Source organism: Streptomyces sp. Ru71 (assembly GCF_002920535.1).
In the GTDB taxonomy this organism is placed as follows: Bacteria; Actinomycetota; Actinomycetes; order Streptomycetales; family Streptomycetaceae; genus Streptomyces.
The window spans coordinates 91,334-116,687 of the sequence record NZ_PQSS01000009.1; the positions used below are offsets into that span (position 1 = coordinate 91,334).

The 25,354-nt window shown below is 69.7% G+C and carries 30 protein-coding genes and 3 pseudogenes; 19 read left to right on the plus strand and 14 right to left on the minus strand.

Going from position 1 to position 25,354, the window contains the following annotated elements:
- The first annotated feature begins 2 nt into the window (after positions 1 to 2).
- Entirely contained in the window at positions 3 to 1,121 is a 1,119-nt protein-coding gene (locus C3489_RS08285) for a PrpF domain-containing protein (protein ID WP_103781095.1), read from the plus strand.
- Positions 1,118 to 2,533 carry a dicarboxylate/amino acid:cation symporter gene (locus C3489_RS08290; protein ID WP_103781096.1) on the plus strand — a complete coding sequence of 472 codons (1,416 nt, stop codon included), beginning with the start codon at positions 1,118 to 1,120 and terminating at the stop codon, positions 2,531 to 2,533. The genes C3489_RS08285 and C3489_RS08290 overlap by 4 nt, the downstream gene beginning before the upstream one ends.
- Positions 2,534 to 3,024: 491 nt before the next feature.
- Here the strand turns inward: C3489_RS08290 and C3489_RS08295 are convergent, their stop codons facing one another.
- The gene (locus C3489_RS08295; RefSeq protein WP_103781157.1) at positions 3,025 to 3,732 is read right to left on the minus strand and encodes an NADPH-dependent F420 reductase; all 708 of its coding nucleotides are present in this window, start codon (positions 3,730 to 3,732) and stop codon (positions 3,025 to 3,027) included.
- 74 nt (positions 3,733 to 3,806) lie between these two features.
- Here C3489_RS08295 and C3489_RS08300 point away from each other — a divergent pair, with 74 nt between their 5' ends.
- The 4 genes and pseudogenes from C3489_RS08300 to C3489_RS08320 form a co-directional block, all read left to right on the plus strand.
- Entirely contained in the window at positions 3,807 to 4,187 is a 381-nt protein-coding gene (locus tag C3489_RS08300; RefSeq protein ID WP_103781097.1) for a helix-turn-helix domain-containing protein, read from the plus strand.
- 70 nt (positions 4,188 to 4,257) lie between these two features.
- Positions 4,258 to 4,707 (plus strand): signal peptidase I, encoded by a 450-nt coding sequence (locus C3489_RS08305; protein WP_258054604.1) that lies wholly within the window; start codon positions 4,258 to 4,260, stop codon positions 4,705 to 4,707.
- A gap of 344 nt (positions 4,708 to 5,051) precedes the next feature.
- Positions 5,052 to 6,245, plus strand: coding sequence for a serpin family protein (locus C3489_RS08315; protein ID WP_103781098.1), 1,194 nt, complete (start codon positions 5,052 to 5,054; stop codon positions 6,243 to 6,245).
- Between the two features lie 121 nt (positions 6,246 to 6,366).
- A pseudogene (locus tag C3489_RS08320) lies at positions 6,367 to 6,588 on the plus strand (hypothetical protein); the annotation flags it as partial.
- Positions 6,589 to 6,894: 306 nt separating this feature from the next.
- On the opposite strand, the gene C3489_RS08325 reads toward C3489_RS08320, so the two are convergent.
- Positions 6,895 to 7,575: an NAD(P)H oxidoreductase gene (locus tag C3489_RS08325; protein WP_181139568.1), complete on the minus strand. Its 681-nt coding sequence runs from the start codon at positions 7,573 to 7,575 to the stop codon at positions 6,895 to 6,897.
- Positions 7,576 to 7,679: 104 nt separating this feature from the next.
- On the opposite strand from C3489_RS08325, the gene C3489_RS08330 reads away from it, so the two are divergent.
- On the plus strand, positions 7,680 to 8,618 hold the full coding sequence (locus tag C3489_RS08330; RefSeq protein WP_103781100.1) for an AraC family transcriptional regulator: 939 nt from the start codon (positions 7,680 to 7,682) through the stop codon (positions 8,616 to 8,618).
- Between the two features lie 60 nt (positions 8,619 to 8,678).
- On the opposite strand, the pseudogene C3489_RS39190 reads toward C3489_RS08330, so the two are convergent.
- From C3489_RS39190 to C3489_RS39975, 3 genes and pseudogenes are all read right to left on the minus strand, one after another.
- Positions 8,679 to 8,943, minus strand: a pseudogene (locus tag C3489_RS39190) (transposase); the annotation flags it as partial.
- A gap of 349 nt (positions 8,944 to 9,292) precedes the next feature.
- The gene (locus C3489_RS08340) at positions 9,293 to 10,519 is read right to left on the minus strand and encodes an MFS transporter (RefSeq protein WP_103781102.1); all 1,227 of its coding nucleotides are present in this window, start codon (positions 10,517 to 10,519) and stop codon (positions 9,293 to 9,295) included.
- A 455-nt stretch (positions 10,520 to 10,974) separates the two neighbouring features.
- A pseudogene (locus C3489_RS39975) lies at positions 10,975 to 11,075 on the minus strand (IS5/IS1182 family transposase); the annotation flags it as partial.
- A 165-nt stretch (positions 11,076 to 11,240) separates the two neighbouring features.
- Here C3489_RS39975 and C3489_RS08345 point away from each other — a divergent pair.
- Both C3489_RS08345 and C3489_RS38305 read left to right on the plus strand, forming a co-directional pair.
- Positions 11,241 to 11,492 carry a hypothetical protein gene (locus C3489_RS08345; RefSeq protein WP_103781103.1) on the plus strand — a complete coding sequence of 84 codons (252 nt, stop codon included), beginning with the start codon at positions 11,241 to 11,243 and terminating at the stop codon, positions 11,490 to 11,492.
- 950 nt (positions 11,493 to 12,442) lie between these two features.
- Positions 12,443 to 12,637 carry a hypothetical protein gene (locus tag C3489_RS38305; protein WP_146075290.1) on the plus strand — a complete coding sequence of 65 codons (195 nt, stop codon included), beginning with the start codon at positions 12,443 to 12,445 and terminating at the stop codon, positions 12,635 to 12,637.
- 33 nt (positions 12,638 to 12,670) lie between these two features.
- Here C3489_RS38305 and C3489_RS39980 read toward each other — a convergent pair whose 3' ends face one another.
- Positions 12,671 to 13,435, minus strand: coding sequence for an HNH endonuclease signature motif containing protein (locus tag C3489_RS39980; RefSeq protein ID WP_103781104.1), 765 nt, complete (start codon positions 13,433 to 13,435; stop codon positions 12,671 to 12,673).
- Between the two features lie 192 nt (positions 13,436 to 13,627).
- On the opposite strand from C3489_RS39980, the gene C3489_RS08355 reads away from it, so the two are divergent.
- Complete coding sequence (locus C3489_RS08355; RefSeq protein ID WP_103781105.1) at positions 13,628 to 13,954, plus strand: hypothetical protein; 327 nt, start codon at positions 13,628 to 13,630, stop codon at positions 13,952 to 13,954.
- 796 nt (positions 13,955 to 14,750) lie between these two features.
- Positions 14,751 to 15,101 (plus strand): hypothetical protein, encoded by a 351-nt coding sequence (locus tag C3489_RS08360; protein ID WP_103781106.1) that lies wholly within the window; start codon positions 14,751 to 14,753, stop codon positions 15,099 to 15,101.
- A 341-nt stretch (positions 15,102 to 15,442) separates the two neighbouring features.
- Here C3489_RS08360 and C3489_RS08365 read toward each other — a convergent pair whose 3' ends face one another.
- Both C3489_RS08365 and C3489_RS08370 read right to left on the minus strand, forming a co-directional pair.
- A complete protein-coding gene (locus C3489_RS08365) occupies positions 15,443 to 16,420 on the minus strand; it encodes an L-threonylcarbamoyladenylate synthase (protein WP_103781107.1) in 978 nt (325 codons plus the stop codon).
- Between the two features lie 95 nt (positions 16,421 to 16,515).
- Complete coding sequence (locus C3489_RS08370; RefSeq protein ID WP_374936723.1) at positions 16,516 to 16,764, minus strand: SpoIIE family protein phosphatase; 249 nt, start codon at positions 16,762 to 16,764, stop codon at positions 16,516 to 16,518.
- A gap of 486 nt (positions 16,765 to 17,250) precedes the next feature.
- Here C3489_RS08370 and C3489_RS08375 point away from each other — a divergent pair, with 486 nt between their 5' ends.
- Positions 17,251 to 18,453: an NAD(P)/FAD-dependent oxidoreductase gene (locus C3489_RS08375; protein ID WP_103781109.1), complete on the plus strand. Its 1,203-nt coding sequence runs from the start codon at positions 17,251 to 17,253 to the stop codon at positions 18,451 to 18,453.
- Between the two features lie 79 nt (positions 18,454 to 18,532).
- Entirely contained in the window at positions 18,533 to 19,429 is an 897-nt protein-coding gene (locus C3489_RS08380; RefSeq protein WP_103781110.1) for an RNA polymerase sigma-70 factor, read from the plus strand.
- Between the two features lie 271 nt (positions 19,430 to 19,700).
- Here C3489_RS08380 and C3489_RS08385 read toward each other — a convergent pair whose 3' ends face one another.
- Complete coding sequence (locus C3489_RS08385; RefSeq protein ID WP_103781111.1) at positions 19,701 to 20,120, minus strand: MerR family transcriptional regulator; 420 nt, start codon at positions 20,118 to 20,120, stop codon at positions 19,701 to 19,703.
- A 59-nt stretch (positions 20,121 to 20,179) separates the two neighbouring features.
- Between C3489_RS08385 and C3489_RS38310 the strand changes: the two genes are divergently transcribed.
- Positions 20,180 to 20,407: a hypothetical protein gene (locus C3489_RS38310; RefSeq protein ID WP_146075291.1), complete on the plus strand. Its 228-nt coding sequence runs from the start codon at positions 20,180 to 20,182 to the stop codon at positions 20,405 to 20,407.
- 35 nt (positions 20,408 to 20,442) lie between these two features.
- Positions 20,443 to 21,237: an alpha/beta fold hydrolase gene (locus C3489_RS08390; protein ID WP_103781112.1), complete on the plus strand. Its 795-nt coding sequence runs from the start codon at positions 20,443 to 20,445 to the stop codon at positions 21,235 to 21,237.
- Between the two features lie 572 nt (positions 21,238 to 21,809).
- Here the strand turns inward: C3489_RS08390 and C3489_RS08395 are convergent.
- Complete coding sequence (locus tag C3489_RS08395) at positions 21,810 to 21,989, minus strand: hypothetical protein (protein ID WP_103781113.1); 180 nt, start codon at positions 21,987 to 21,989, stop codon at positions 21,810 to 21,812.
- Between the two features lie 46 nt (positions 21,990 to 22,035).
- A complete protein-coding gene (locus C3489_RS08400) occupies positions 22,036 to 22,458 on the minus strand; it encodes an Hsp20/alpha crystallin family protein (protein WP_103781114.1) in 423 nt (140 codons plus the stop codon).
- Positions 22,459 to 22,625: 167 nt separating this feature from the next.
- Between C3489_RS08400 and C3489_RS39810 the strand changes: the two genes are divergently transcribed.
- The 4 genes from C3489_RS39810 (at position 22,626) to C3489_RS08415 (ending at position 23,901) form a co-directional block, all read left to right on the plus strand.
- Entirely contained in the window at positions 22,626 to 22,901 is a 276-nt protein-coding gene (locus C3489_RS39810) for a DUF308 domain-containing protein (RefSeq protein WP_308460803.1), read from the plus strand.
- The gene (locus tag C3489_RS39195) at positions 22,796 to 23,011 is read left to right on the plus strand and encodes a hypothetical protein (RefSeq protein ID WP_258054614.1); all 216 of its coding nucleotides are present in this window, start codon (positions 22,796 to 22,798) and stop codon (positions 23,009 to 23,011) included. Before C3489_RS39810 ends, C3489_RS39195 begins: the two co-directional genes overlap by 106 nt.
- Positions 23,012 to 23,209: 198 nt before the next feature.
- Positions 23,210 to 23,392: a hypothetical protein gene (locus tag C3489_RS39200; protein ID WP_258054605.1), complete on the plus strand. Its 183-nt coding sequence runs from the start codon at positions 23,210 to 23,212 to the stop codon at positions 23,390 to 23,392.
- Between the two features lie 86 nt (positions 23,393 to 23,478).
- A complete protein-coding gene (locus C3489_RS08415; RefSeq protein ID WP_103781115.1) occupies positions 23,479 to 23,901 on the plus strand; it encodes an Hsp20/alpha crystallin family protein in 423 nt (140 codons plus the stop codon).
- A 315-nt stretch (positions 23,902 to 24,216) separates the two neighbouring features.
- Here the strand turns inward: C3489_RS08415 and C3489_RS38610 are convergent, their stop codons facing one another.
- From C3489_RS38610 to C3489_RS08425, 3 genes are all read right to left on the minus strand, one after another.
- A complete protein-coding gene (locus tag C3489_RS38610; protein WP_181139570.1) occupies positions 24,217 to 24,369 on the minus strand; it encodes a hypothetical protein in 153 nt (50 codons plus the stop codon).
- 195 nt (positions 24,370 to 24,564) lie between these two features.
- Positions 24,565 to 24,954 carry a hypothetical protein gene (locus C3489_RS08420; protein WP_103781116.1) on the minus strand — a complete coding sequence of 130 codons (390 nt, stop codon included), beginning with the start codon at positions 24,952 to 24,954 and terminating at the stop codon, positions 24,565 to 24,567.
- Positions 24,951 to 25,331, minus strand: a complete 381-nt coding sequence (locus C3489_RS08425; RefSeq protein WP_146075292.1) for an STAS domain-containing protein — start codon at positions 25,329 to 25,331, stop codon at positions 24,951 to 24,953. Before C3489_RS08425 ends, C3489_RS08420 begins: the two co-directional genes overlap by 4 nt.
- Positions 25,332 to 25,354 lie beyond the last annotated feature (23 nt).

Sequence of the window (25,354 nt, forward strand, 5' to 3'; positions counted from 1 at the left end):
TTGTGCTGCGTCTGCAGGGCGAAATGATCCGCGGAGGAACCAGCAAGTGCTGGCTGTTCGACCACCGCGACGTGGCCGCCACGGGCGTGGACGTCGACGCCCTGCTGCTCGCCGCCTTCAACGCCGCCGACCCCCGGCAGATCGACGGCGTGGGCGGCGCTTCCTCCACCACCTCCAAGGCCGCCGTCGTACAGGCGTCGACGCAACCCGGCGTGGATGTCGAGTACGCCTTCGCGCAGGTCGGCATCGGCGACGAGCGCGTGGAGTGGGCCAGCAACTGCGGCAACTGCGCCACCGCCGTGGCCCTGTACGCCGTCCACCACGACCTCGTGCCGATCGCGTCGGACACCACCACCGTCCGCATGCTCAACGTCAACACCGGGGCCCGCCTCACCGGCACGATCCCCACCCCTGCGGGCGTGGCCCCGGAGGAGGGCACGGCCGTGGTGCCGGGTACCTCGGCACCGGGCGTTCCGGTCCTGCTCGGGTTTCAGGACCCGGCGGGCTCGACGACCGGCCGCGCTCTGCCGACCGGCCGGGCACTGGACGAGCTGACCGGCCCGGACGGTCCCGTCGAGGCATCCCTGGTGGACGCCGGCGCACCGGCCGCCTTGTTCGAGGCCAAGGCGTTCGGCCTCGACGGCACGGAGTCCCTCACCGCGTTCGCCGCCGCAGTGCCCGCGCTGACACTGCTGCGCCGCCAGGCAGCGCTGGCCATGGGCCTGGCCCGCGAGGGCGATCCGGTCAGCCACGCGGTGCCGAAAGTGGGCATCGTCGCCCGACCCGCCGCCTATCGCAGCACCCAGGGCACACTCGTCGACCAGGACGAGTACGACCTGGCCGTGCGCATGGTCTCCATGCACGCCCCGCACCCGGCGATCGGCCTGACCTCCGCCGTGGCCCTGGCCACGGCCGCCGCCACCCCTGGCACCCTCGCCCACCGCGTCGCCCGGCAGACCGCCGACGGCACGCTGCGCCTGGGCACCCCCGCCGGCGTGATCGCCACCCAAGCCGTCCCCGCACCGGACGGCGCGTCCCCCACGGTGCTGCTGCACCGCGCCGCCCGGCGTATCGCCCGAGCCGAACTCCTCGTTCCCGTCCTGGAAGGACGCCCCGCATGAGCCGCAACGACGCCGCCCCGGGTACCGTCACCGCACCACCTGGCCGCATCCGCCGGATGCTGTCCCACCTCTACATCCAGTGCCTGATCGGCGTCCTCCTCGGCGCCGCCGTGGGCGGGCTGTGGCCGTCCTTCGGCGCTGACCTCAAGCCGCTCGGCGACGGTTTCATCGCGCTGGTGAAGATGTTCATCGCGCCGATCATCTTCTGCACGGTCGTCCACGGCATCGCCTCCATGAGCAACGCCCGCGCGGTCGGCCGCGTGGGCCTGAAGGCTCTGATCTACTTCGAGGTGCTGACCACCGTGGCCATGGTGATCGGCCTGCTCGTCGTCAACGTCGTCAAGCCGGGCAGCGGTCTGCACATCGACCTTTCGGCCCTGTCCGCCAAGGGCCTGCCGCCGGAGGCGACCACGGCCCACGAGGGCTTCGCCGGGTTCCTCCTGGCCATCATCCCGGCCACCCTGGTCAGCGCCCTGACCGGCAACGAGATACTGCCGGTGCTGCTGGTGTCCGTGCTGTTCGGCTTCGGCCTGCACGCCAGCGGAGAGGCCGGCCTGAGCATCTCCCGGGGCATCGAGAAGTTCTCCACGGTCCTGTTCACGCTCATCCGCTGGATCATGCGGCTGGCCCCCATCGGCGCGTTCGGCTCGATGGCCTTCACCATCGGCCACTACGGCCTGGGCACCCTTCGCCATCTGGCCCTGCTGGTCGGCTCGTTCTGGCTGACCGCCCTCTTCTTCGTCCTGGTCGTCCTCGGGACCGTGATGCGCTTGAACGGACTGCGGCTGCTGCCCTTCCTGCGCTACATCAAGGAAGAACTGCTGATCGTCCTGGGCACCTCCTCCACCGAGCCCGTCCTGCCGCGCATGATGGCCAAGCTCCAGCACGCGGGTGCCTCGAAACCGGTCGTCGGCATCACGCTGCCCGCCGGGTACTCCTTCAACCTCGACGGCACCGCCATCTACCTGACCATGGGCTCGGTCTTCCTCGCCCAGGCCCTCGGCATCGACCTCAGCCTCACCCAGCAGCTGACCATGCTCGCCGTCATGCTGCTCACCTCCAAGGGCGCCGCAGGCGTCACCGGCTCCGGCTTCATCGCCCTGGCCGCCACTCTCAGCGCCGTCCCACACGTCCCGGTCGCCGCCCTCGCGCTGATCTTCGGCGTCGACCGGTTCATGTCCGAAGCCCGCGCCGTGACCAGCCTGGTCGGCAACGGCGTCGCCACCCTGGCCGTCGCCCGCTGGGAGGGCGAGCTCGACAAGGACCGCGCCAAGGCCGTCCTACGCGGAGAGATCCCCTACTCCCCCACGCCCGCTCCCTCCGCGGTGACAGCCGAGCCCGATCCGAAGCAGACGCCCGCACCCGCGGCGATGCCCGAACCAACCCGCGACCCGGTCCCCGCCGCAAACTGACCTTGCGTGCGCAGGCCGGCCCAGAGCAGATGCACGCTCCAGGCCGGCCCGCCCGCGTCTCAACAGGACGTCGTACTCACCGTCCGGTCTGATCAGGAACGTCTGGCCGTCCGGTATGCCCAGTCTTCCAACCGCTGATCAAATCCGGCGAACGCCGCGCTGAACTCGGAGCCTGAGCGACCGCCGCAGCAGTGTCTGCGGGTCCTAGATCGGCGACGGCACGGCGACACTGCCGACGTCTGAGACGGGCTGGAAGTATTGGGAGACCTCGTCATGATCCGCGGGCCCGGCGAAGCAGCGCTGGCCGGATGTGCCACAGTGGCTTCGGCGCTTCTCCTCGTGTCCTGCACATCCAATGCCGACGAAGGCCAGGCCGGCGATCGCAGCCCCTCAACCGCACCGAGCCACTCCACGACAGTGGCACCGACGTGCTCGTGCTCCACAGGTGAGAAGCCCTCAGCGTTTACGTTGGGGGCTCCTCACCTGATTACCTACCGGTTTTGGCCTGAGAACCCCTGACGGAAGGCCGCCGTGCCGCCCTCCGTTTCTTGGTGGCTCGCTCCGGCCGCGTATGCAAGCGGAGGGGCGATTGCCTGGGCATCCGCTCCCTGGCCGACCCATAGCGCGATGAACAGCGCGGCAGTCGCTTCCAGGAGGCCCGCACGTTCGAGACCGCCGCCGGCCACGGGTTCACAGCCCACGTCCCGTACCAGCTCACGCACACGCCTGAGGGCAGTCTCGTCGTCTCCGCAGACAGGAACGGCCAGTGGTCGCCCGCCGAAGACGGGCGGCCGCATGCGCCACACATCCTCGTGGCAGAGGTTGAAAGCCTTGACCACGTGAGCTCCCGGTGCCGCCGCAGCCAGTTGCTGCGCGGCTGATGGGCCTCCTTCCGTCAGCAGCCGGAAGCCCGGCCCGACCGGGTTGGAGCAGTCGAGCAGCACCTTGCCCTCCAGGGCCGTGTGCAGGTCCCGTGCCACCTCTGCTCCCGCCCCGTAGGGCAGCGCGACCAACACCACCTGGCCGGACTCGGCCGCCGCGCGCAGACTGGCAGGCCTCGCGCTGCCTCCGATGCGCGTCGCGAGCCGCTCCGCGTGGTATGCGTCCCGTCCCCCGATGGTCACGTCGTGCCCGGCCCGCACCCAGTGGGTGGCGAGTGCGTCGGCCATGTTGCCCGTTCCCAATACGCCGATTCTCATCACGTGGCCCCTCTCCGTGCCTGCTTGGACTGTTCACACCGACGCTAGAAGGCCGTTCGGGCACCATTTGGTACGTGACAAGTGATGCCTTCCTTGCCGACTGCCGCGCCCGCCTCGCCTTCGACCTGCTCTCCAACACCTGGAACGCCGTGGTGCTCTGGGCACTGCGCGACGGTCCCAGGCGCCCGGTCGAATTACGGGAGCGGATCGGGGGCATCAGTTCCAAGGTCCTCACCGAGACTCTGCGCAGGCTGCAGTTCAACGGTCTGGTCGACCGGCAGGCAGACCCCGACGCGCCATCACGGGTCGAGTACCAACTCACAGCCCTGGGCCGGACCTTGCTGGCGCCCATCGACGCCGTCGGCGCGTGGGCCTTCGAGTACGGCGATGAGGTGATGGCAGCCCAGGAGGCAGCATGCACTCCTGACCCGCAGTCCCCGCCTCCTCACCGCTAAGGGCCTGTTGTGAAGGGGCGGTAGCTGCTCCCGTGAATGCTGATGCGGCCGCCTGCTACCTTCCGGAGCCATGACCGACAGTGTGTATGTGGGCAATGCGGGCAGGGACGCGGCACTGGACCGGGGGTGGCTGCTGGGGCATTTCAAGGACGCCTCCGATCCTCGTCATAGCGAGGACGTGGAGATCAAGTGGGGCGTCCACCCGCAGGGCGATGAGCGGGCTCAGTGGGTGACCGGCGAAGAGCGCACCGCGCTGCTGGTCCTCATCAGCGGGCGCTTCCGGGTGGAACTGCCGGGGCGCAGTGTTCTCCTGGCCGAGCAGGGGGACTACGTCGTGTGGGGCCGGGGCGTCGATCACTCATGGTTCGCGGAGGAAGAGTCCGTGGTGCTGACAGTCCGCTGGCCCTCCGTTCCTGGCTACAAGGTGACCGATGAGGACGATTCCGCTGCTGGTCGCAGCCATTCGTTCAGGACCGCGACCAGCACGGTGGCCTCATCTCGGACGGCCGACTTGCCATAGCGGGTGGCCACCGCACGGTGGCGCTTGAGGCGATTGATCCCGCACTCGACCGCGTGGCGGATGCGGTAGTCGGTCTCGTCGAACTTCGGCGGCCGACCGCCGTGAGAGCCGAGGTTCTTGGCGTTGCGCACCCTGTCCGCCGGGACGGGAATCGCTGCCTTGATCCCGCGTCGGCGCAGGTGGGCGCGGCAATACTTTCGGGCGGTACGGTCGGGGGGCTCCGACGGTGCGGTCGGACAATGTCCGCGATGGGGGCGGGTGCGCGTCCGATATTCGCATGCGCCACCGCCATGCGATGGCGTACGACTGAGCGCATCGTATGGACGAGTCGGACTGGGGGCGGAATGTCGGTCAGAAGAGCGACGGTCCGGGCGGTGAACGAGCTGACCGCCCGCTGGGCGGGGGCGGAGGGCGGCGGCACGGTGTTCTCCGCGGCGGGGCTGTGGCCGCTGCTGGCGTTCCTCGCCGACGGCGCGGACGGCCCGGCTCGGGCGGAGCTGGCCGATGCACTGGGAGTGCCCGCCGATGAAGCAGGCGGTTTCGCACGGGAGTTGCTGGAGACCCTGGGCGTGATGCGTGGCCTGGACGCGGCGCTGGGTGTGTGGACCACGCGCAGCCTGGAGCTGCGCGAGGCGTGGCGGGCGGGGCTGCCGGCCGGGGCGCACGGCGTGCTCACCGGTGACCCCGAGGCGGACCAAGGCGCGTTGGACGCCTGGGCGGCGCAGGCAACGCGCGGACTCGTCAAGCGGATGCCGGTCGCGCTCACCGACGACACGGACCTGGTGCTGGCGACCGCACTGGCGCTGCGCACGCGGTGGCTGCAGCCGTTCAGCGAGCGTCCGGTGGAGTTCGAGGGCGGCCCCTGGGATGGGCGCGGCCTGCTGAGCCTGTGGCGGCAGACCGTGCTCCTGGACCGGGTCGGCGTGGCGGACACCCCGCACGGCTTCGTCACCGAACTGAAGGTGCTCGGGGACAACGCCCTCGACGTTCACCTGCTACTGGGAGAACCGGACATGACGCCAGATCAGGTTCTGGGAGCGGGCGTCGGCGTCCTCGCGGGCCGACACCATGTGACACCGGGACCGCGGCTGCCGTTCGGATCGGTCGGGCCGGGGCTGGCCGTGGTACGCGAGCGGTCCGAGACGCCCGACCCGCCGACGCTGGACGTGATGACGGTGGCGTTCGACCTCGCGGCGGAGCACGAACTGCTACAGCGGTCCCGCCTCTTCGGGCTCACCACCGCAAGCGACACCACGCGCGGCCACTTCCCCGGGATCTCCCGAACCCGTCCCCTGGCCGTCGAGTCGGCCCGCCAGGCGGCGATGGCCCGCTTCGGATCGCACGGGTTCGAGGCCGCCGCCGTGACAGTGATCGGGGCCGCCGGGGCCGGCATACCCCAGCTTCGCTGGCTGACCACCCGCGTTCGACTCCGCTTCGACCGACCCTTCGGCTTCCTCGCCGTGCAGCGGCACACCCGGCTGGCACTGGCGGCCGGCTGGGTCACGGACCCGACGCCGTATCGGGACGAAGAGCCCTGACGCCGACCCTGCGCACCGCCTCCGCGACCGGCGGCCCACCCTCACGGTCGGGGGGCGGTAGCCCGTCACAACTGGGCCTGTGACATGCACGCCGGCAGCGTCTGCCGTACCCGGGACGGCGGACGCCTCCCGGTGGAGCGCTACCGTCTTCACCCTCACCGTGGTTGAGCGTCTGATGCAGACATGGTCCCGAACCGACGAAGTGCTGGGCGGCCGCTACTTCTGGTGCTCCGACGGCCTGATCGTCCGGGACCCTGGCATCGCCAACATGTTCCAGGTACTCGCCGGTCTGCTCGACTCCGGCGACTTCACGCACGTTCTGCAGAGGCTCGACGACGAGTAACTCCTCTCCTGGAAAGATCAGTTGGTTCATCACGGACCCGTCCCCCGGGACGGCGCACCCCCCGGTGCGCTGCGTCCGGGGCGTACTCCGCCGAATCAGTGTGATCACCGGCCACTGCCGCTCGTCGAGGCGCACAGCATGGACGGCGACACGGTCGCAGTCAGATGCCAGCCGGACGCCGGGGCGGGTTGCGCCCGTCCCGGTTCTGCTTCCCGCGCATGCGGGGATGGTCCCGCCGCCGCCATGGCCGACGCGCAGCGCCGCGGCGGCTGTCCCGCGTCCGCGGGGCCCGTCGCTGCCGTGCTCTCAGCCCGCCACCGGCTCCGCCGCGAGGAACCGTTCCACAGCCTTCCTCGCGCGGCGGTCGAACTCGGCGTACTGAGCCTCGCGTTCGGCTCCCGCGACCGCGTCGCCGACCAGCAGGTTTCCCTCGGCGTCGAGGCGCTGCGGGCGCTCTTCGGCGTCGGGGAGGAGAGCGACGGAGGAGTAGGCGAATCCGCAGTAGTAGGCGATACCTTCGCTCAGGTTGGTCTCCAGCACGGCACGCATCCCCTCGGTGACGGGATCGTCGGAGGTGACACCGGCCAGGCCGAGCCACAGCATGCGCTTGCCGGCCAGGCGGGGCTTGCTGCGGCCGTAGGCGAATCCGTAGTTCCATACTCGGTCGATCCAGCCCTTGAGGAGGGCAGGCACACTCTGCCAGTACACGGGGAACACGGCGACGACGAGATCGACGTCGAGGATGCGCCGCATGTGGGCCTGCGCCTCGTCCGAGTACGGCTTGTCCCGGTCACCCCAGTCGGGCTGGTCCGCTACGTTCATCCGCGGGTCGAACCCTTCAGCGTGCAGGTCGAGCAGGTCGACGCTGTACCCGGCGTCCTTCAGTTGCGCGACGGTACGGCGGGCCGTGTGCGCCGTGAGGGAGTCCGCGCGGTGGTGAGCCACGACCACAAGGGCGGTCCCGGCTGTGCTGTCGAGGTGCGGCATCGTTTCTCCTGACTGGTCTTGGTCGGTGCTGCCCGTCCAGTACACGAGTGATCGACTGGATGATCCATAGGAGAAACGCTCCATGACATAGGAGTTCGTCTACGATGGCCCCCGTGGATCCCTTGAGTTCTCTACTCAGCGGCATCCGGGCTGAGGGCTCGGTGGTCAGCCACGCTGTGCTGGAAGCGCCCTGGACCATCCGCTTCGCCGACGGTGCCCCGCTCACCATGGTCAGCGTGTTGCGCGGCGGCGGCACCCTGCGCCTGCCCGACGGAACCGAACGAGCGGTCCGCGCCGGTGACACGGCCGTCGTACGCGGCCCGGACACGTTTCACCTCGCGGACGCGTCGACCTCCTTCGACCGCCCCCACTCCGAGTACGAGATCGCCTGTTTCACGAAATCCGCCGAGTGCACCGCCCAAAACCTCGGCGGCATCCGCTGGGGCAACGATCCGGACGGAGCAACCGCACTGATCGTGGGCGCTTACCGCGCCTCAAGCCGTCGCCACGAGCGACTGCTGCGCGGCCTGCCGCCGGTGCTGGTGGTCAGTGAGGACGCCGACGTCTGCGCCTGGCTGGAGCAAGCCGCCGTCGATGCCGCCCTGCACTCGGCCGGCTCGCAAGCGCTGATGGACCGGCTCCTGGACTGGGCCCTGGTGTGCACGCTGCGCTCCTGGTTCGAGCAGGCGCGTTCGGACGCACCGCACTGGTACCGCGGCATGGCCGACCCGATGCTCGCCCCCGCTCTCCAAGCCTTCCACGCCCAGCCCTCCCAGAGGTGGACCGTGGCCGCGCTCGCCGCCCAGTCCGGCGTCTCCCGGGCACTGTTCGCCAAGCGCTTCACCGAGATCATGGGCCGTCCTCCGCTCGCCTACATGACCGAATGCCGCATGGACGAGGCCGAGGCTCTGCTGTGCGAAACCGACCTCGCCATCGCCCAGATCGCCAAATCCGTCGGCTACGCCGACGCCTTCGGCTTCAGCGCCGCATTCAAACGCCACCGCGGCCTCAGCCCCAGCGTCTTCCGCACCGCAGCGGCCTGACTATGTGATCTGCCGCGGGCACTGCGTGCCTTTCTCACTGTGCGACGGCGCTCCCCAGGACTAGGTAGCGTCCTGTCGATCACGCCTGGCCAGGGTGATGGCGGCGCGGTAGCGGTCGGGGAGTTCGTCGTAGCGGGTGGCGATGCCGGCCATTGCTTGAGGCGGTTGAAGCAGCGTTCGACGACATTGCGGCGGCGGTAGACGGCTCGAAGCCGCAGGGCCGTTCACGGCGCCGGCGTCGGCCTGCGAGTTGGTCGACGCGTTCGGGGATGGTCGCTTTGATGCCGCGTCTGCGTAGGTAGGCGCGGAAGGTGCGGGGCGCGTACGGCATCGGCCAGGCGCTGCGCGAGGTCGGGCCAGGGATGCTTGATCTGGTCTTTGAATGTACCGCTCAATGGTGCGCTGGGAGACACCGAGCACGTCGGCTACCGCGTGGGTGCTCTTAGTACTGCAGCCGCAGTTGCTGTGACCGGTGGTCCGGTTGGTCGTCGGGCCGACCTCATCCGACTGAGCGTGAACGAGATACGCCGCCTGCTGAGCAAGCTCGCCCACGCCGTCCGGCACGAAACCGAACACGTCCTGCACTGGTCACGCCGGCGACGACGCCACCAACACCGAGCCCGACTCAGCCAATACCGCCGCCGTGGCCACCGGCCTCCGTAACTGCGGCGGTGCTAGACCGCCGCATCCCGCGCCGGTTCCCGGGTGGCGGCGCGGAGTGTCTCGTGCCGGGCGGCCCGGGGCTCAGCGAGCAGGACCGCCACCGCGCAGGCTCCGAGCAGGCCGCCGACGAGCACCGCGCCCCGTACGCCGGGACCGGTGGTCAGCAGGAAACCCCCGAGGAAGGAGCCACCCGCGATACCGACGTTGAAGACCGCGGAACCGGCGGCCGAGGCCATCTCGGTGCTGCCGGGCGCCACATGGAGGATCCTGTTCTGCAGAGCCGTGGTCATCGAGGACATGGCGAATCCCAGCAGGGCCATCAGGCAGACGGCCAAGAAGGCCGTGCCGCCGAACGCGTACAGGCCGAACATCGTCGCCGTCAGCAGGCCTACGGCCAGCACCAGCGTGCCGCGGGGCCAGTGATCCACCACGGCGCCGGCCAGGACAGTGCCGGCTATGCCCGCGATGCCCGAGGCCAGCAGCAGTGGGGCCACGGCCGCCTGGGAGAAACCGGTCACCTCGGTGAGGAAGACGGTGATGTACGTGTACCCAGTGAAGACGCCGCAGATCACCAGGACAATCGCCGCCATCAGCACCAGGAACCGGCGGCGGCTCGGTTCGGTGCCGGTCGTGGCGTGGCTCTCCTCCCCGACCGTGGGGGGCAGCAGCGTGACGACCGCGAGCAGAGCGAGGAAGCCGAGGCCGCTCATCACCAGGAAGGGCACCCGCCAGCCAGTCTGCTGGCCCAGCCAGGTGCCGGCTGGGACACCCACCACACCGGCCAGCGAGAGGCCGGAGAACAGCCCGGCGACCACCCGCCCGCGTACCTCGGGAGGGAAGAGACCTGCGGCGGTCGCCGCGACGATCGACCAGAACACCGAGTGGGTGAGCGCGACGGTGATCCGGGCCGCGAGCAGGACCCAGTAGCCGGGGGTGGCGGCGGAGACGAGGTTCGCCACCACGAACAGGATCAGCAGCCAGGCGAGCAGGGCCCGTCGCGGCACCCGGCGGACCAAATGAGTCAGGGGCACCGAGGCGACCGCCACCACGATGCCGTACCCGGTCACCAGCCGGCCGGCCTCCGCCTCGGAGACCCCCAGGTCCTTTGCGATCAACGGGAGCAGACCGACGGGCAGCGTCTCGACAGTACTGAGCGAGAACAGTGCCAGGGCCAGGGCCACCAGGACGACCACGGCGGCCGAGGTGCGTATCGGGGGTTTGCTTCCAGGGTCCGGCACTGTCCTGTCCTTCCCGTTTCGGTGGGGCCGGTGACCGGACGGCCGAGGGAGCGGTCGCCGGGCCGGGCGGCGTCATTGAATACGCCTCCTCCTTTCCCATGCAAGGGAATTGCTGTAACCGGCCCGTAAACTGCGGCAGACTGCTGGTTTTTGGGCTGGAATGCAGAGTCAGTCGAAAACTTTCGAAGGTTGAGATCGGCCTCGGCAACCCTGTTCCCTGGGTGCCTGCACGCCTGTCAACGGCCCATCTCTGTGCATGGTGGACGACACAACAGGCGGAAACCACCGGGAAAGACAGGCGAACCAGTGTCGCCTTCCCCGGCTGCGGTTATGCGGCTGATTCGCCCATGCCTGCCTGCCCGTTCTGCGGGCCGGCCGACTGGATACGGAGAACTAAGGCGCGTTGCGCAAGGCTGCGCTCGGGCAGGTCAGAGCCGGTGAACGGGGCTGTCTGCTCATGAGGTGAGGGCGAGGTTGTGCATGTGGGCGACGGCCTGGACAGCGTGGTGGAGCAGTCGCCGCGCTGCCGGCAGTCGCGGAGGACCTTGTAGTTCTTCCGGCCGCGGTATGTCCGTGCCGCACCACAAATGCCCCGGGCACCTTCTGATGAAGGCCGAGGAAGACGACAACGCTGAGCACCGCAGGGTCCGTGCCGGCGTTGAACACGTCATCTGCCCGACACCACACCCGCCAGCGAGACCCCGTTGCCGACGCAATCCCAGTGGTTGCCGTCGCCGAACTGCCCGCATGGCAGGACGCCGAGAAGATGCCCATCGGCCGACTCCTGAAGTGGGCCGACAAGCATGCCGACCCCGACGTGCGCGACCAGCCCGCCCGGACCCGTGCCGCCGTCGCCGGCCTGCGGAAGCGGTACGCCGCGGACCAAAAACTCACCGCCATCACCAGCGAGAGCGAGCGCCTGGAGGCCCGGCTAGCCGAGCTCGCGCCCGCGAAGCGGAGCTGCTGGCGCTAAAGAAGCGTCGCTCGCCGAGCTACGACGCCGCCGTCGTGCGCGCCTGGGCCCGAGAGAACAAAAGTCCCCTGCCCGCCTGTCGGACGCGTCCCGAAGGCCGTGGTGGACGCCTGGAGGGCCGCCACGCAGAACAAGGAGACCGCCAGAGTCAGAGCTGCCCCGGCGAGCTCCGCAGCGCCCTGTACTATCCGCGCGGTGCGTCCAACACGGTGCGGGCTTCATCCACGAACTGACCCCATGTGGCTTCGAGTCCTCTTTGACCTGAAGCGCGGCCAGCGCGTCATTCGCAGGTCTCCACAAGTCCCGGTGGTCATCGCTCTCGCACCAATCAGGACTGGCTCGCGCAATGATGACGGGGTCGAGCGTTTCTCCAGCCTCGTCGCAGCGGTCGAGAACTGCGGCGAACGCGGTGCGGCGTTCCCCGCGAAGCCGATGCCGGACGTCCACTGCTTCTTGCGCGCTGACCTGCCGCTTGAAGAACCCCTGGACCAGGGCGTCACCGATGGCTCCCACCGGAGTTCCAAGATGCCCAGCCCAGCCGCCCATACGGCTGCCTCCCCTTGATCCATGCCGCGCCTGATGCCTCCGCTGGGGGTGCTCGTGCAGACGCTTGACGACCTGATCGCAGACCTCATCGACCGCTAAACCGGCGATGACCAGCACCCTGGTGACGGCGGTCCGGGCCTGCTGCTTCGGCTCGACACCCTCGGGGTGCGCACGCGGCCGGCCTCGGACGGCGGACAAGCTCCGCCCGGTCCCGGCCGCCGACGTTCTGGAGGCCGTGTCCTGGTCGCAGCGCATCAAGGCCGAGGCCGTGGCCCTAGCTGCGCGGCTCGCCGCATACCCAGCCCTGGCCCCGGGCGCTGCCCGCGATCACGCCCGGCGGAGAACGCCGGCCGCGTGGGGGAGGCCGTGAGGATCGTGGCCGCTGGCACGGCACGGTGCTGACGGTGCTCGGTCTGCGGGGCTCGTCGGTGCACTCCCGGCACGCGCTGTGCCTGGCGTGCGGGCAGCGCACCGTGTACGGGCGCGCTGACGACGACCGGCCGCGGGCCTGGTGCATCAATGATGCGTCCCAGGACGGAGACACCAGCGCACCAATTCGCTACAACGGGCCCCGGCTGTATCTGCTCCCGAACAACTGAGCGTCATGAGTCGGGGCCACCCGGAGGCTGGTCTTATGCACACCGGTCCATGACAGCACGATGTAGGTCGGCGGCCACGCTCACGAGACTTCGAGTCAGCTCAGCACGCTTCTGCCCACGTGTCTTGAGTGCGTGGCAGTTTGGGCAGAGCGCGATCATGTTCTCTCCGTGATCGCGTCCACCCGCAGCGTGCTCTACGACGTGGTCAACCTCCAAAATCGGGTCACCGCTATCTGTCCACCCCACGGGCTCCTTGTTGTTTCGGCAAACGGGATTTTCGCAGTGCCCTTTCGACCGCCACAGCACTGCCTTGCGCACGGACATGCTGCGCACTCGCCGAGTGATCGTCTGCTCGGTCCGCTGCCGATCCAGTCCGTCACGTTCCCGTTGCTCAGCTCTTGCCATGACCCTTACGTAGTGCTCGTCGCTTCGCAGGACTCGCAGCCTGCGACGCTCATACGGCATGGGGCTCAGCGGCAGCGGCGGTTCGGCAGCTTCCCGGGGACCGATCCTGGCGGCTGTCCCCCACAGCTCAGAGAGGGCAAGAGCTCTAGAGTTCCCGTTGACTAGAATGCCGGTGTAGGGCAGTGAGTCGGCGTAGTCGTCAAGAACACACAGAGGTAGCGTCCGGTGCGCCTGCACTACCAAGGGTAGGAAGCTCGCCGTCTTGCCGCTCCCAGTGGCCATCACTACATGGCCAGTTTTCGGCCGAGGCCGAGGAAGGCTCAGAGCGCGAGCCCTGGCGGCAGGGTCTTGGAGCCACGCAGGAAGCCCGTCCCCTACTGGATATCTCGTCATGCAACACCCCCTCCAACCGCATATGTTGGCATGCAGGTCTGACAACGCCACTGGACGTAGCGCCCATCTGACGTGAGCCGCAGCTGCACACTGCGGGTGAGGGCACCGCCACCGCCCACTGGCCCAGGGCAACGCGGCTTGCACCAGGGCCAATTATCCGCCTCGGATCACGTTCAACAAGTCCAGGAACTGATGCACTCGCCGTCCATAAAGGAGGGCGAGGATCGCAATGCCGCACCCGCCGATGATGTAGACGTCGGCCCCGTCAGGGAGGGGGAGGTAGGCGACGCCAACTGCGGTGGCAGCTACGAGGAGTGCGGCGGTGGCCAGGCGCAGGGGTTCCCAGTCACGCGCGGGCCCAAGCTCTGCATCGAGCTGGTTGTCGTCGAGGAGGGCTCCGATGCGCCCTTCCGCGACGCGTTCGGCGACTGCGATGAGGAGGGTGGCAAGTGGTACCAGCGCTGTCTGTCCCTCCTCGTCCACACGCAGGTGAGCACGCCGTATGGCGGCGACGACTAGTCCTGCGTGGTGCTTGAGGTGGTGCCGTCCATGGGAGCGAGCTAGCAGGTGCCCACTGGACCGATGCAGGCGCATGAGCTCGTCGTTCAGTCGGGCCAACGCATTGGCCAAGCGCCTGAGTTCCCTTGGACGCTTAACCCAGCGCGCCTTCCTGACGCGGACGCACACGGCGACTGCTTGCGCGGCAGCGTCCACTGAGGCGAAACGGGTGGCCAATCTGGTTGACGTTGAGAGTGACCAGCTTCGGCCTGCCGCAGTTCCGAAGCCGAGGACTATGGGGGCGACCCAAAAGGTCAGTCCGATTGCCGCGGCGCCCATCGCGTTCACAACTGGCCAGCTGAGGGTGCTTGCGACGGAGTCGAAGCGTCCACTGCGAAGTTCTTCCCACGCACGAAGTGGCGCCGCAGCAAAGGGTTTGAACGGTCCCCACAGTTCGCCCTTCACGAGCGTTGTGATCAGGGCGTCACACCACATGAGGCCGATGAACGCGTTCAACATCACAACGACGGCGTGGCCGAGGTTTGACGCGTAGTGCCTCGCTCGGAGGGCGACTCGTAGCCGTCGGGACGCCGGCGGTAGACCGAGGTCCGCAAGCGCGGCTTCCAACTTGGAAAGTGCGTCCTCGGCAACCTTGCGCCGGTGCACTCGTGGCAGGTCCCTCCTCATGGTGATCACTTTCTCGTGTCATGAGCAGATAGGCGTCATGTGAAACAAAGCACGAGTACAGCCTTGTGTTAACTCCTACTTTCTCATGCCTGGTCATCTACCACGGCTCGTTCAAGGACCTGCATGGCCTGTGGCTCGCCGTTTCGTGCGCGTGCAGCATCTGCCACGCCATGACCTGCTCGGCCTCGCCGAGACCCGCTTCGCGCTCGCCGAGGCGTGGGGCGAGATGTCCGGATCGTTCCACGTCCGCCGCCAGCCCCATCATCCGCTCGCTGGCCTCCGGCTGGCGGAACAGCAGACCGGCGGCCGGGTCACCCCCAGCCCGGCCGCCACCAGGGCCGCGCCCTCTCCCTTCCCTTCCCCGAGGGGCGCGGCCCGCCAATCCTCTGTAGCTCAGCGGCAGAACAGCCCTCTTATTGACGGCAGCGCGCAGCTCGTCACGGCCCACGGCCTCGACGTGCCGGTCACCGCCGCCTCCTGACCGCCCCGGATGTCAACCTTTGAGAGAGATTTGCCGCCCTTGTGCGATTTCCGTATACGTGGATGCCGAGCCCATCGGGCTCAGCGCGTTGATCACCCTGTGAGGAGTCCTTCTCGATGGCTCACCCAGCTGACCCGGTACCCGGCAACGTCCCCCGCGCCGACCTGGCGCGGGCCGAAGACTGTGACGGGTGCCGGGGATGGGGAACGGTCGTCACCGACGACGGGCGACACACGCTGTGCCCGGCCTGCCGGAGGGGCGGGCGCTGAGCCGGATCCGTCACCCGTCACGCCCGCCCGGTGCCCCGCGCCCGGGAAATAAAGGCAAGGCGCCGGTGCGCGTCAGACGGTGGGCCGGGGCCCCGCTGCGCGGCGCAGCCGGTTGGCGATCGCCAGTCCCAGCCCCTCCTCCACCGGCAGGGAAGCAACGATGAGGTCGCACCCCTGCTGGTCGAGCTCGCGCAGGAACCCGTACAACCCGCGCGCGTAGGCGGCCATCGAACCGGGCAGGGCCACCACCGCGTGCGCCTTCACCGCAGCGCCGGCGCAGGCGGGAGGAAGAAGGACGCCCACCTGGTGCCCCTGCTCCTGCGCCAGCTCGGCTTCGGAGGCGACCTTCTCGGGCTCGACGAGGATGACCCGCGCCCGCGGCGCGTAGTGGGACGGATGCTGGCCCGGCACCCGGACCAGGCTCGTCGAGGGGACCGAGATCGGGCAGCCCAGGACGGCTTCGAGGGCCTCGCGTGTCACTCCGCCGGGCCGGAGGATGCTCGGGACTTCGCCGGTGGCGTCGACGATGGTCGACTCGACGCCGATGTCGCAGGGGCCGCCGTCCAGCACGAAGTCGACGGCATCACCGAGCTCCGCTCGGACATGGGCAGCCGTGGTGGGGCTGACGGAGCCGAAGCGGTTGGCGGACGGGGCCGTGACACCCCCGCCGAAGGCTGACAGCAGCGCGAGTGCGACGGGGTGGTCCGGCACGCGCACGGCCACCGTCTCAAGGCCACCGGTCGCTTCCAGGGGCACCCGGCGACCACGCCGAAGGACCAGCGTGAGCGGTCCGGGCCAGAAGTGCTCGGCCAAGAGGCGTGCCGTCGCCGGCACGTCCTGCACCCAGTCGTCCAGATACTCCGCGCCGCTGATGTGAACAATCAGCGGGTGGGAGGGCGGACGCCCCTTGACCTGGAAGATGCGCGCCACGGCGGCCGGGTCCTCGGCGTTGGCGCCCAGCCCGTAGACGGTTTCGGTCGGGAGGGCCACCAGGCCACCCCCGCGCAGCACACCGGCTGCCTTCTCGATATCACTGGTACGTACCGTCACCCTCGTAATCCTAGGTGCGTCAGGGACCGGCAAGGGCCGTGGTCCATCTCAGCGCCAGCCCACCGGCCCGTTGCTTCGAGGCCGGTCGCTGTCGCTCAGAGGCGGCGGATGACCGGGGCGATGTCGTCCTGGCTGCCGCTGGAGACGCCGAGGTGTGCCAGGACGGTGTCGGCGAGCTGCCCGGGTCGCAGGCGGGTGCATTCTCCGAGGACATCCACGAGACGGCCGAGGCCGGCGTCGTCCTCGCTGCGACGTTCGATCAGTCCGTCGGTGTACAGCACGAAGGTGTCGCCGGGCTTGTAGAGCAGGCCGGCCTGCGGACGTCCTCCAGCGTCAGAGGCCACGGAGCGGCCTCGGGGACATAGGAGAGCGGTGTGCACAGGCCTGCTCGTTCAAGGAACGGTGCATCAGCGGTTCTTTCGTCGCCTGACCAGGCATAGACGTGAGAAGTGATCTTCGCCCACGTGCGGAAGTACCCATGGGACACTGGCAAGTCTGCCCACACATATCCGCCGGGTCGGCCATCTGCCCTACTTCATGGCAAAGCGCAGCGTCTCGACAAGCCGGTCCTGCTCCACGGGCGGGGTCTGATGCCAGCTCAGTCCCCGGGAGCGCAGCGCCGGCGCCCGGGCGATCACCCGCTCCGCGCCCGCCCCGCATGGCACCAGTGCGGTAGCCCCTGGCCTATTCCGGATGAGGACCGACCTCCAGCGCAGCCTGTCGCTCGCTGTGCGCACCAGACGCGGGCATGTGATCTGGAACACAGGCTGTCACAAGTGACCTCTGCCCTACGCCTTGTGTGCGAACCCCGAGCGAACGGAGCACAGACCATGACGAAGTACACCGGTGGCCATACGTCAGTCATCGTGATCGGCGGCGGATACGCCGGGGTCCTCGCGGCCAACCGCCTGACCCGTCGCGACGACGTTGCCGTGACCCTCGTGAACCCGCGCCCCACGTTCGTCGAGCGCCTGCGTCTGCACCAGCTGGTCGCCGGGTCCGACGACGCGGTAGTCGACTACAAGGATGTCCTGAGCGAGCGGGTCAACCTCGTGGTCGACACCGCGACCCTGATCGACCGAACGTCACGCACCGTCTCGCTGGCCGGCGGCGGCACTTTCGCGTACGACCACCTGATCTACGCGGTGGGCAGCCGCAGCGGCATACCAAAGGTGCCCGGCGCGGACAGGTTCGCCTACCCGATCGCCACGCTGGAGGAGGCCGAGCGGTTGCGCCAGGCCGTGGCCGCCGCGCCCACCACCGCGACGCTGACGGTCGTCGGCGGCGGAGCCACCGGCATCGAGACCGCAGCCGAGCTCGCCGAGGCGGGCCGCACCGTCACGCTCGTCTGCGGAGGACAGCTCGGCCCCTACCTCCACCCGAACGGCCGCCGCTTCGTCGCGAAGCGGCTGGCGGCCCTCGGCGTGACCGTCCTCGAAGGCCCCGGTACCAGGGCGGCCTCAGTGACGGCCGGCGCTGTGCGCCTCGCCGACGGCCGCGAGGTGCACGGCGGCCTGACCATCTGGGCCGCCGGCTTCGGCGTTCCCGACCTGGCCGCCCGCAGCGGCCTCGGCACTGACGAGACGGGCCGCCTTCTCACCGACGAGACCCTGACCAGCATCGACGACGACCGCATCGTCGCCGCTGGGGACGCCGCCTCGCCCTCGGGCCTCGCTTACCGGATGGGCTGCCAGGCCGCCGTCCAGCTCGGTCCGCACGCCGCCGACGCCGTGCTCAGCCGGATCGAGGGCAGGCGACCCGAAGCCGTCAGCATCGCTTTCGCCGGGCTGTGCGTCAGCCTCGGTCGCAGCGCCGGCATCTTCCAGTTCGCACGCAAGGACGACACCGCCGTCCGATTCCACATCGGCGGCCGCCCGGGCGCGCGAGTGAAGGAGTTGGTCGTCTCCCACGCCGTCAAGCAGCTCTCCGACGAGGCGCGCAGGCCCGGCGCACGCACCCTGAAGGCCACGGACGACACACGCCGGCAACGCGTCCAGGCCGCGCGCGCCAACGGGCCCGCGCACGTGTCGTAACCGGTGGGGCGGGCGGCCCACGCCCCGCCGTTCCCCCATGTCCCACCCCGGCCACGGGCCGCCATGAAAGGATTCGAAGATGCCAGAGAACACCGTGGACCCGGCGACCGACGCCTTCGTCGCCCACCGCAACCTGCTCTTCACCGTCGCCTACGAGATACTCGGCTCGGCGGCCGACGCGGAAGACGTCCTGCAGGAGACCTGGCTGCGCTGGGCCCAAGTCGATCTTGCACAGGTCCGCGACCAGCGCGCGTTCCTCGTACGCGTCACCACCAGGCGAGCGCTCGACCGGCTGCGAGCCCTGCAACGCCGCAAGGAGAACTACGTCGGCCCCTGGCTGCCCGAGCCCCTGCTCACCTCACCGGACGTCGCCGAGAGCGCCGAGCTCGCCGAGAGCCTGTCCATGGCTGTGATGCTCGTCCTGGAAACCCTCTCCCCCACCGAGCGGGCCGTGTTCGTCCTGCGCGAGGTCTTCGACGTCGGCTACGACGACATCGCGCAGGCGGTCGGCAAGACCCCCGCCGCCGTCCGCCAGATCGCCCACCGCTCCCGCAAACACGTCGACGCCCGCCGCCCCCGCCACGTGGTCTCCCCGCGCCAGGCCCAGGCCGCCGTCCAGTCGTTCCTGCACGCAGTGGAGACCGGCGACATGCAGGGCGTACTCGATGTGCTCGCCCCCGACGTCGTCCTGATCAGCGACGGCGGCGGCGTGAGGAGCGCCGCGCTGCGGCCCGTCACCGGCCCCGCGAAGGTGGTGCGCCTCCTCCTGGCCGGCCTCGGCAACAAGGAAGGCACTCTCACCGGCGAAACCCTCACCATCAACGGCGATACGGCACTCCTCCTGCGCCTCGACGGCGAGATCGACAGCGTCATGACGATCCGCGTCGACGACGGCCTCGTCACCGGCATCTACTTCGTCCGCAACCCCGCCAAGCTCACCCACATCGCCACCGCCGCACCCCACACCCTGAACTGATGCCGAATCGGCCCAGGCCGTCATCACGTGCGGGAGCGCAGCCACAGGCCCTCCGTCATACGAAATGGCCGGTCGTCAGCCGACGCGACCTCAGGGCCGGGTCGGCTCAGGCCAGCTGCACGTCACCATCGCTGGCCCGGGTGCGCGCCCACTCGGCGACATGCTCCGCGTGGCCGAGGGAGTGCCACGGTCCGCGCATGCGACAGCCTGACGTCGACGCGCCCAGCGACACCCGTCTGTCATACGGGATGTACCGCGAGGGCCCCCGAAGTCAGCCGGCCGAGATCTGGCCCGCGTCAACCCGCCGGCTGCGGCTGCTGGACCGCTCGGCCGCAGTGTCGGCTGGGCCGGCGGCGATGACCGCGTCGAGCAGGTCTCGCGTCGTCTGCAGGTTCTTGATCGCGTGCGTGATGCGCTCGCGCTCACGGCGCAGTTCCGCCACCAGGTCCGAACACACCGGCGCCAGGTTCGCCCCGTCGTCACGGACGCACGGCAGGACCTGGGCGATGGTCGCGGTCGGCAGGCCGGCGGCGAGGAGGGTCCGGATGCGGCGGACGGCGTCCACGTCGGCGTCGGTGTAGACCCGGTAGCCGCTGGGCAGCCTCGTCGGCGCCAGCAGCCCCTGCTCCTCGTAATAGCGCAGCAGCCGCTCGCTCACCCCGGTCCGGCGGACCATCTCCCCGATGCGCACGTGATCTGTACCTCACCGCATTGACTCTCACACCGATGTGAGACCTTAGCGTCCCGGTCATGACGACCACCACCTCGCCCTCGGCGACCGAGACCCGCGTCCCGTCCGTACGGCTCGTAGCTCTTCGTCGCAGGGACCGGCGAGTGGGTCACCGCCGCCAGGTCGGCGGACCCGCCACCATCGGCCTCGACCTGACCGATCCGCCCTGGACCAGCGCTCTGCTCACCGGCGGCGCCGTGCTCATCGCGGCCACAACCGCCCGCCGCCACCGCACCAGCCACCAGTGATCACCCACTGCCGCAACCCGAAGGAGATATGAAACATGTCCACCGCTCTGCCCGTCTCCCGCCTCGGCCGCTTCGTAGGCGGCACCGGCCCCGGCCTGCTGCTCGCGCACGGCGCCGGCGGCGGGATCGACGCCAACTACGGCCCCATCATGGACACCCTGACGGCCCATCACACCGTGGTCGGCCCGGACTACCCCGGTACCGGCCGCACCGAGCGCGCCGACGGGCCGCTCACCCTCAACGGCCTGGCCGACGAACTGGTCGCCACCGCCGTCGAGGAGGGGGTGGAGACCTTCGCCATTGCCGGGTATTCCCTCGGCAGCGCGGTCGCCATCCGGGCCGCTACCCGCCACCCCCACCGCGTCACCGCCCTCGTACTCACCGCCGGCTTCGCCCACCCCAACCCGCGCTTCCGCCTCGCCGCCAACCTGTGGCGCGACCTGTTCCGGGCCGGGGACCTGGAGCAGCTGGCCGCCTTTGTCTCGTTGATCGGACTCAGCGCACCTGCCCTGGATGCCGTCAGCCAGGACGATCTGGACGCCGTCCTCAAGACCACCGCGGCCACGGTCCCGCCCGGCACGCCGGATCATCTCGACCTGCTGATCGACCACGTCGACGTCCGGGCCGACCTTCCCGCACTGGCCGTGCCGACCCTGGTCATCTCCACCACGCTCGATCAGCTCGTGACCCCACACCACCATCGGCAGCTCGCCGAGGCCCTCCCCGGGGCACGCTTTGCCGAGATCACCACCGGGCACCTCCCGTTCGTCGAGCAGCCCGAGGAATGGGCCACCCTCATCCACGACTTCCTCCACGACAACCACACCTGACGTCCAAGGGTCAGCCTGTCGGCGACCTCCTCAACATCGCTCCGGTCGTGCCGACAGAGATGCCAGCGGTCAGCGACCTGCAGCACCTGCGGCGCTCCCGCCGCGGCGGCCCTCTGCGAAGAACGGCGCGCAGTCCCGGCAGACCACCTCGACGCCAGGCCGCGAAGCAGGGGTTTGAGGCGTCCGGTTCAGCTTGGAACTGGAGGGAGTGGCCCCGCAGCACCCGAGTGACATCAAAAGTCACTGGCCCGGCAGCTGACCTCATCTGCCAGCCGGCACTGCGCCCGCGCCGAACGCCGGCACGTCTGCGGCAGCCATGTCCTGCCGCAGCCGCGCAAAGCGCACGGGGTGCAGCCACGCTCCCCGCTCCTGCTCCGTGTCCGCGGCGGTTGCGCGGGAGCCACCCCATACAGCAGGCCCCGGGGGCCTACGGCGTGCTGCGGACCGCCGGCTTCGTGTACGAGAACAGCAACGCTTTGTCGGCAGGGCCCGTAGGACCGGACGATCAGGAGCGCCCACCGTGGACGACCCCCGGCAGCCCCACCGGCATCGGGACCGTCGAGACGCCGCGCTTACGCCATCCTGGCGTGTTCGTTGCTGCTCAGGACGATGCGCAGTTGCTGGTAACGGTCGAGGTCTTCCCAGGTGTTGTGGTCGGGCGGGCTGGGGTTGCGGCGTCCAGTGCCCCAGGCCCAGACGCTGGCGGCGATACCGGCAAAGAGGGGGATGAGCAGCCACAGCAGGGCGCCCATGGTGTGAGCCTCCTTCGTTGCGATGGGACGGACGGGCCGGCGGAGCTCAGGCAGTCAGCTGCTTGGGGGCGCCGCCGGAGATGGCGATCTTGCGGGGCTTGGCGTGTGCGGCCAGCGGGATGCGCAGGGTGAGGACGCCGTTGTCGTAGGCGGCCTCGGCGGCCGCGGTGTCCAGGGCGTCGGACAGGGCCAGGCGGCGGGTGAAGCGGCCGGCGGGCCGCTCGGTGAGCACGGGACGGGCATCGGCGGGGACCGGGGACGGCCGCTCGGCGGTCAGAATGAGCGAGTGATGCTCTGTGGTCAGCTCGATGCTGGAGCGGTCCATACCGGGCAGGTCGAACTGCAGGTACAGCGCTTCGTCGTCGCGCCAGGCATCCGCCGGAATGATGGTGCCGGCGGAGGCGGCGCCGTTCGCGAGCTGCTGCGTGAGCCGGTCGAGATCGCCCAGGACGCCCGTACGCGCAAGCATGTCCAATTTCTCCCTCCCTGAAAGCAGGCCGCCGGGACCGCAGCCCGGCGATCGAGTACCACCTATCCATATAGCCGACCGAAGATTCACTGACAAGCTGCGACTACATGAAGTTGACAGCAGGAGACTCAATCTCCTCCACGGGCAGTGAGCACCCGGTCGCGCCTATGTCTCCGACCGCAGAAGGCGGTCCGGACGGTCGGCGCACGGGAAGGCCGGACGGGTGGCCGGGTCTGGCGGCCCTGGCGCTGGTGGTCATGGCAGGCGCCTGGGCCATCGTCACGGGCTGCCTGGAGTTGTGGGTCGCCACGCGGATGCGGCACGAGCTGCGGCACGCGTGGTGGTGGCCGCCGTCGTGTCGGTGGCGGCGGGTGTGCTGCTGTGGCTGCGCCCTGGTGCCGACGCGGTGGCCGTCGCGCTCATCCTGGGCGGGCACGCGCTGATCATGGGCGGCCTGTGGCTGGCTGCCGCCTGGCGGGAGTACCGCACCGGCACCGGGCACGGTTCGCGGTCGTGGACCGGGCGGCCGTCCGGAGCGCTCATGGCCCTCTGACACCGCCGCCCCCACAACCCCGGGGCCCGGCGCACCGCACGCCACGGGCTTGCGGTGCGCCATGGATGTTGGAAGGCAGGCCGCAGCGTGCGCCTGCCGCTTCGCTTCGTCGATGAGGTCCGCGTGGAGCCGCACTGGTGGCGCGCGGTGCGCCCGCACTCCGGGCGCCGCTGCCGATTCCGCCCGGGGCGCTGATGCGTGGGCGAGCTGGAGCACAAGCGTGGCCGGGACTTCGCCGCCCTGCGCGCCGAGGGCCCCGTCCTCGTGGTGACGACCTCCGGCCGCGACGCGCCTTACGCCCGCCTGGCCGTGTCCACATTCGATCCGGAGTCCGACGCGGCTTTGCTGCGGCAGGCCAACGCCAAGCCCTCAAAAAGTTGAGTCGAGTCTTGTCAAGTTTCCGACGTAGTGGTACATAAGAAGGAGAGCGAACAGGACGCGGGAACGACGTGAAGGAGGGATGACAGATGCTGATGCGTACGGATCCCTTCCGCGAGCTTGACCGGCTCGTCGAGCGGGTCTGGGGCACGGCCGCGCACCCGGCGGGCATGCCGCTGGACGCCTGGCGTGAGGGTGACACGTTCTTCGTGGAGCTGGACCTGCCGGGCGTGGACCCGGAGTCGATCGATCTCGATGTCGAGCGCAACGTCCTGACGGTGAAGGCCGAACGCAAGCCGACGTACGGCGAGAACACCGAGACGGTGGTCACCGAGCGGCCCGCGGGGACGTTCAGCCGGCAGCTGTTCCTCGGCGAGACCCTCGACACCGAGAAGATCGAAGCCTCCTACGAGGCCGGTGTGCTGAGGCTGCGGATCCCGGTCGCTGAGCAGGCCAAGCCCCGCAAGATCGCCATCAGCGGCGGCAGCGACCGCAAGGAACTGGGCGGCTGACGCCACAGCAACGCCATCTCTTCAAGGGCCCCGGGCATCAGGCCCGGGGCCCTGACGCCGTCTTTGACCCTTCGCGCGTATACGACCGCGGAGCGCCGGCAATTGACAGGCCCCGCGTCCCTGCCGTAGTCCGGCTCCCGCACGGCAAAGCCCGACGCCGAGGGCGGGCGAGGGCCCGGTGGGCGGGGTAAGCGGCTGCGACGTCGCGAGGCGGCGGCGTGATCCGAGCCACGGCCGCTGACCGGTCTGGCAGATCCGAGCACGCCGATCACGGCGACTGACCTGGGCACCGGCCGCACGGCGGCGGGGCCGGCATCAGGACCCGGGGAGGCGTTCCGGCTCCCCGCCGTCGGCGTCGAACACCTTGGTGAAGGTGGCCCCGCACCGGCAACGCGAGTGCTCGATCAGCTCGCCGTCGGCCGACACGCTCAATCCCTCGCTGAGCCGCACATGCACATGATCACCCATGAGGAGCCGCCTCCTTGACCTCGTCTGGTCCGGTCATCGTGGAGGCCGACCGCGTGGGCCGGCAATGCCGCAGCTCACACGTGAGTGCCGATCATGACGCCTTGAGGGGCCGCCGCAGCGCCCAGGAAATGGGCGCGCGAAGTCCCTGGCAGACAGTGCGCGCCCGCCGTCAAGGGCGGGCGCGCAGTGTCGGGGTCACCGTGACGGCTTCATGGACGCCTGGGCGGCTCGTGCGCCAGGCTGCGGCTGCGGGTGACCGGCGGCGTGCAGCATCGGCGCGGCGTGCCGCTCGGGACGGTCGGCACCCTCGACCTGCACACGGCTGCGCGGCGCTTCGGCGTCACCGGGCAGCGGCACAGGCCGACGCGCCGCCAGACGTCCGACCCAGCGGCGGCCACAGTGCTCACAGGGCGGGGCGCCCTGCGGCGTGTACGGGGAGGGAACGGCGGTGTTGTCGCGGTAGAAGACCTCCCACTCGGCGTCGAGAGAGTCTCGGTAGCGCTGGACGTCGTAGTCGACGCTCCAGCTGTGCCAGCACGAACCGCAGGTGAACTCCACGCGTTCGACAGCGAGTTCGGTGATCACTGCAGTGCACCTCCCATCCGGTGTGCGGAAACGGTCCGGGGGGCTGACAGGGCCGCATCAAGAGAGGGGTACAAGGGCAGAGCGGAAGCAGCGCTGCTGCTGCGCAGCAGCCGCTCCATGCGCCCTTGGGGGCATACCAGGCGTAGCTCCCCCTGATCCTGGTCCAGCAGCGCCCGCACAGACATCAAAGCATCCAGGCCGTCGGCGTCGGCATGGGTCAGTTCGGACAGGTCCAGGATCAGATGCTCGTGCCGCTGCTGCGCGGTGACGCAGGTCGCGAAGTCACGCAGTTCCCGGGTCGTGGCCGCGTCCAGGACGCCGTTGATCTCGATCACGGCCCAGCCGTTGTGCCAGTGCGCCGCGAGGAACACTGCCATGGTCCGCACCCCGCTCTCTGCTC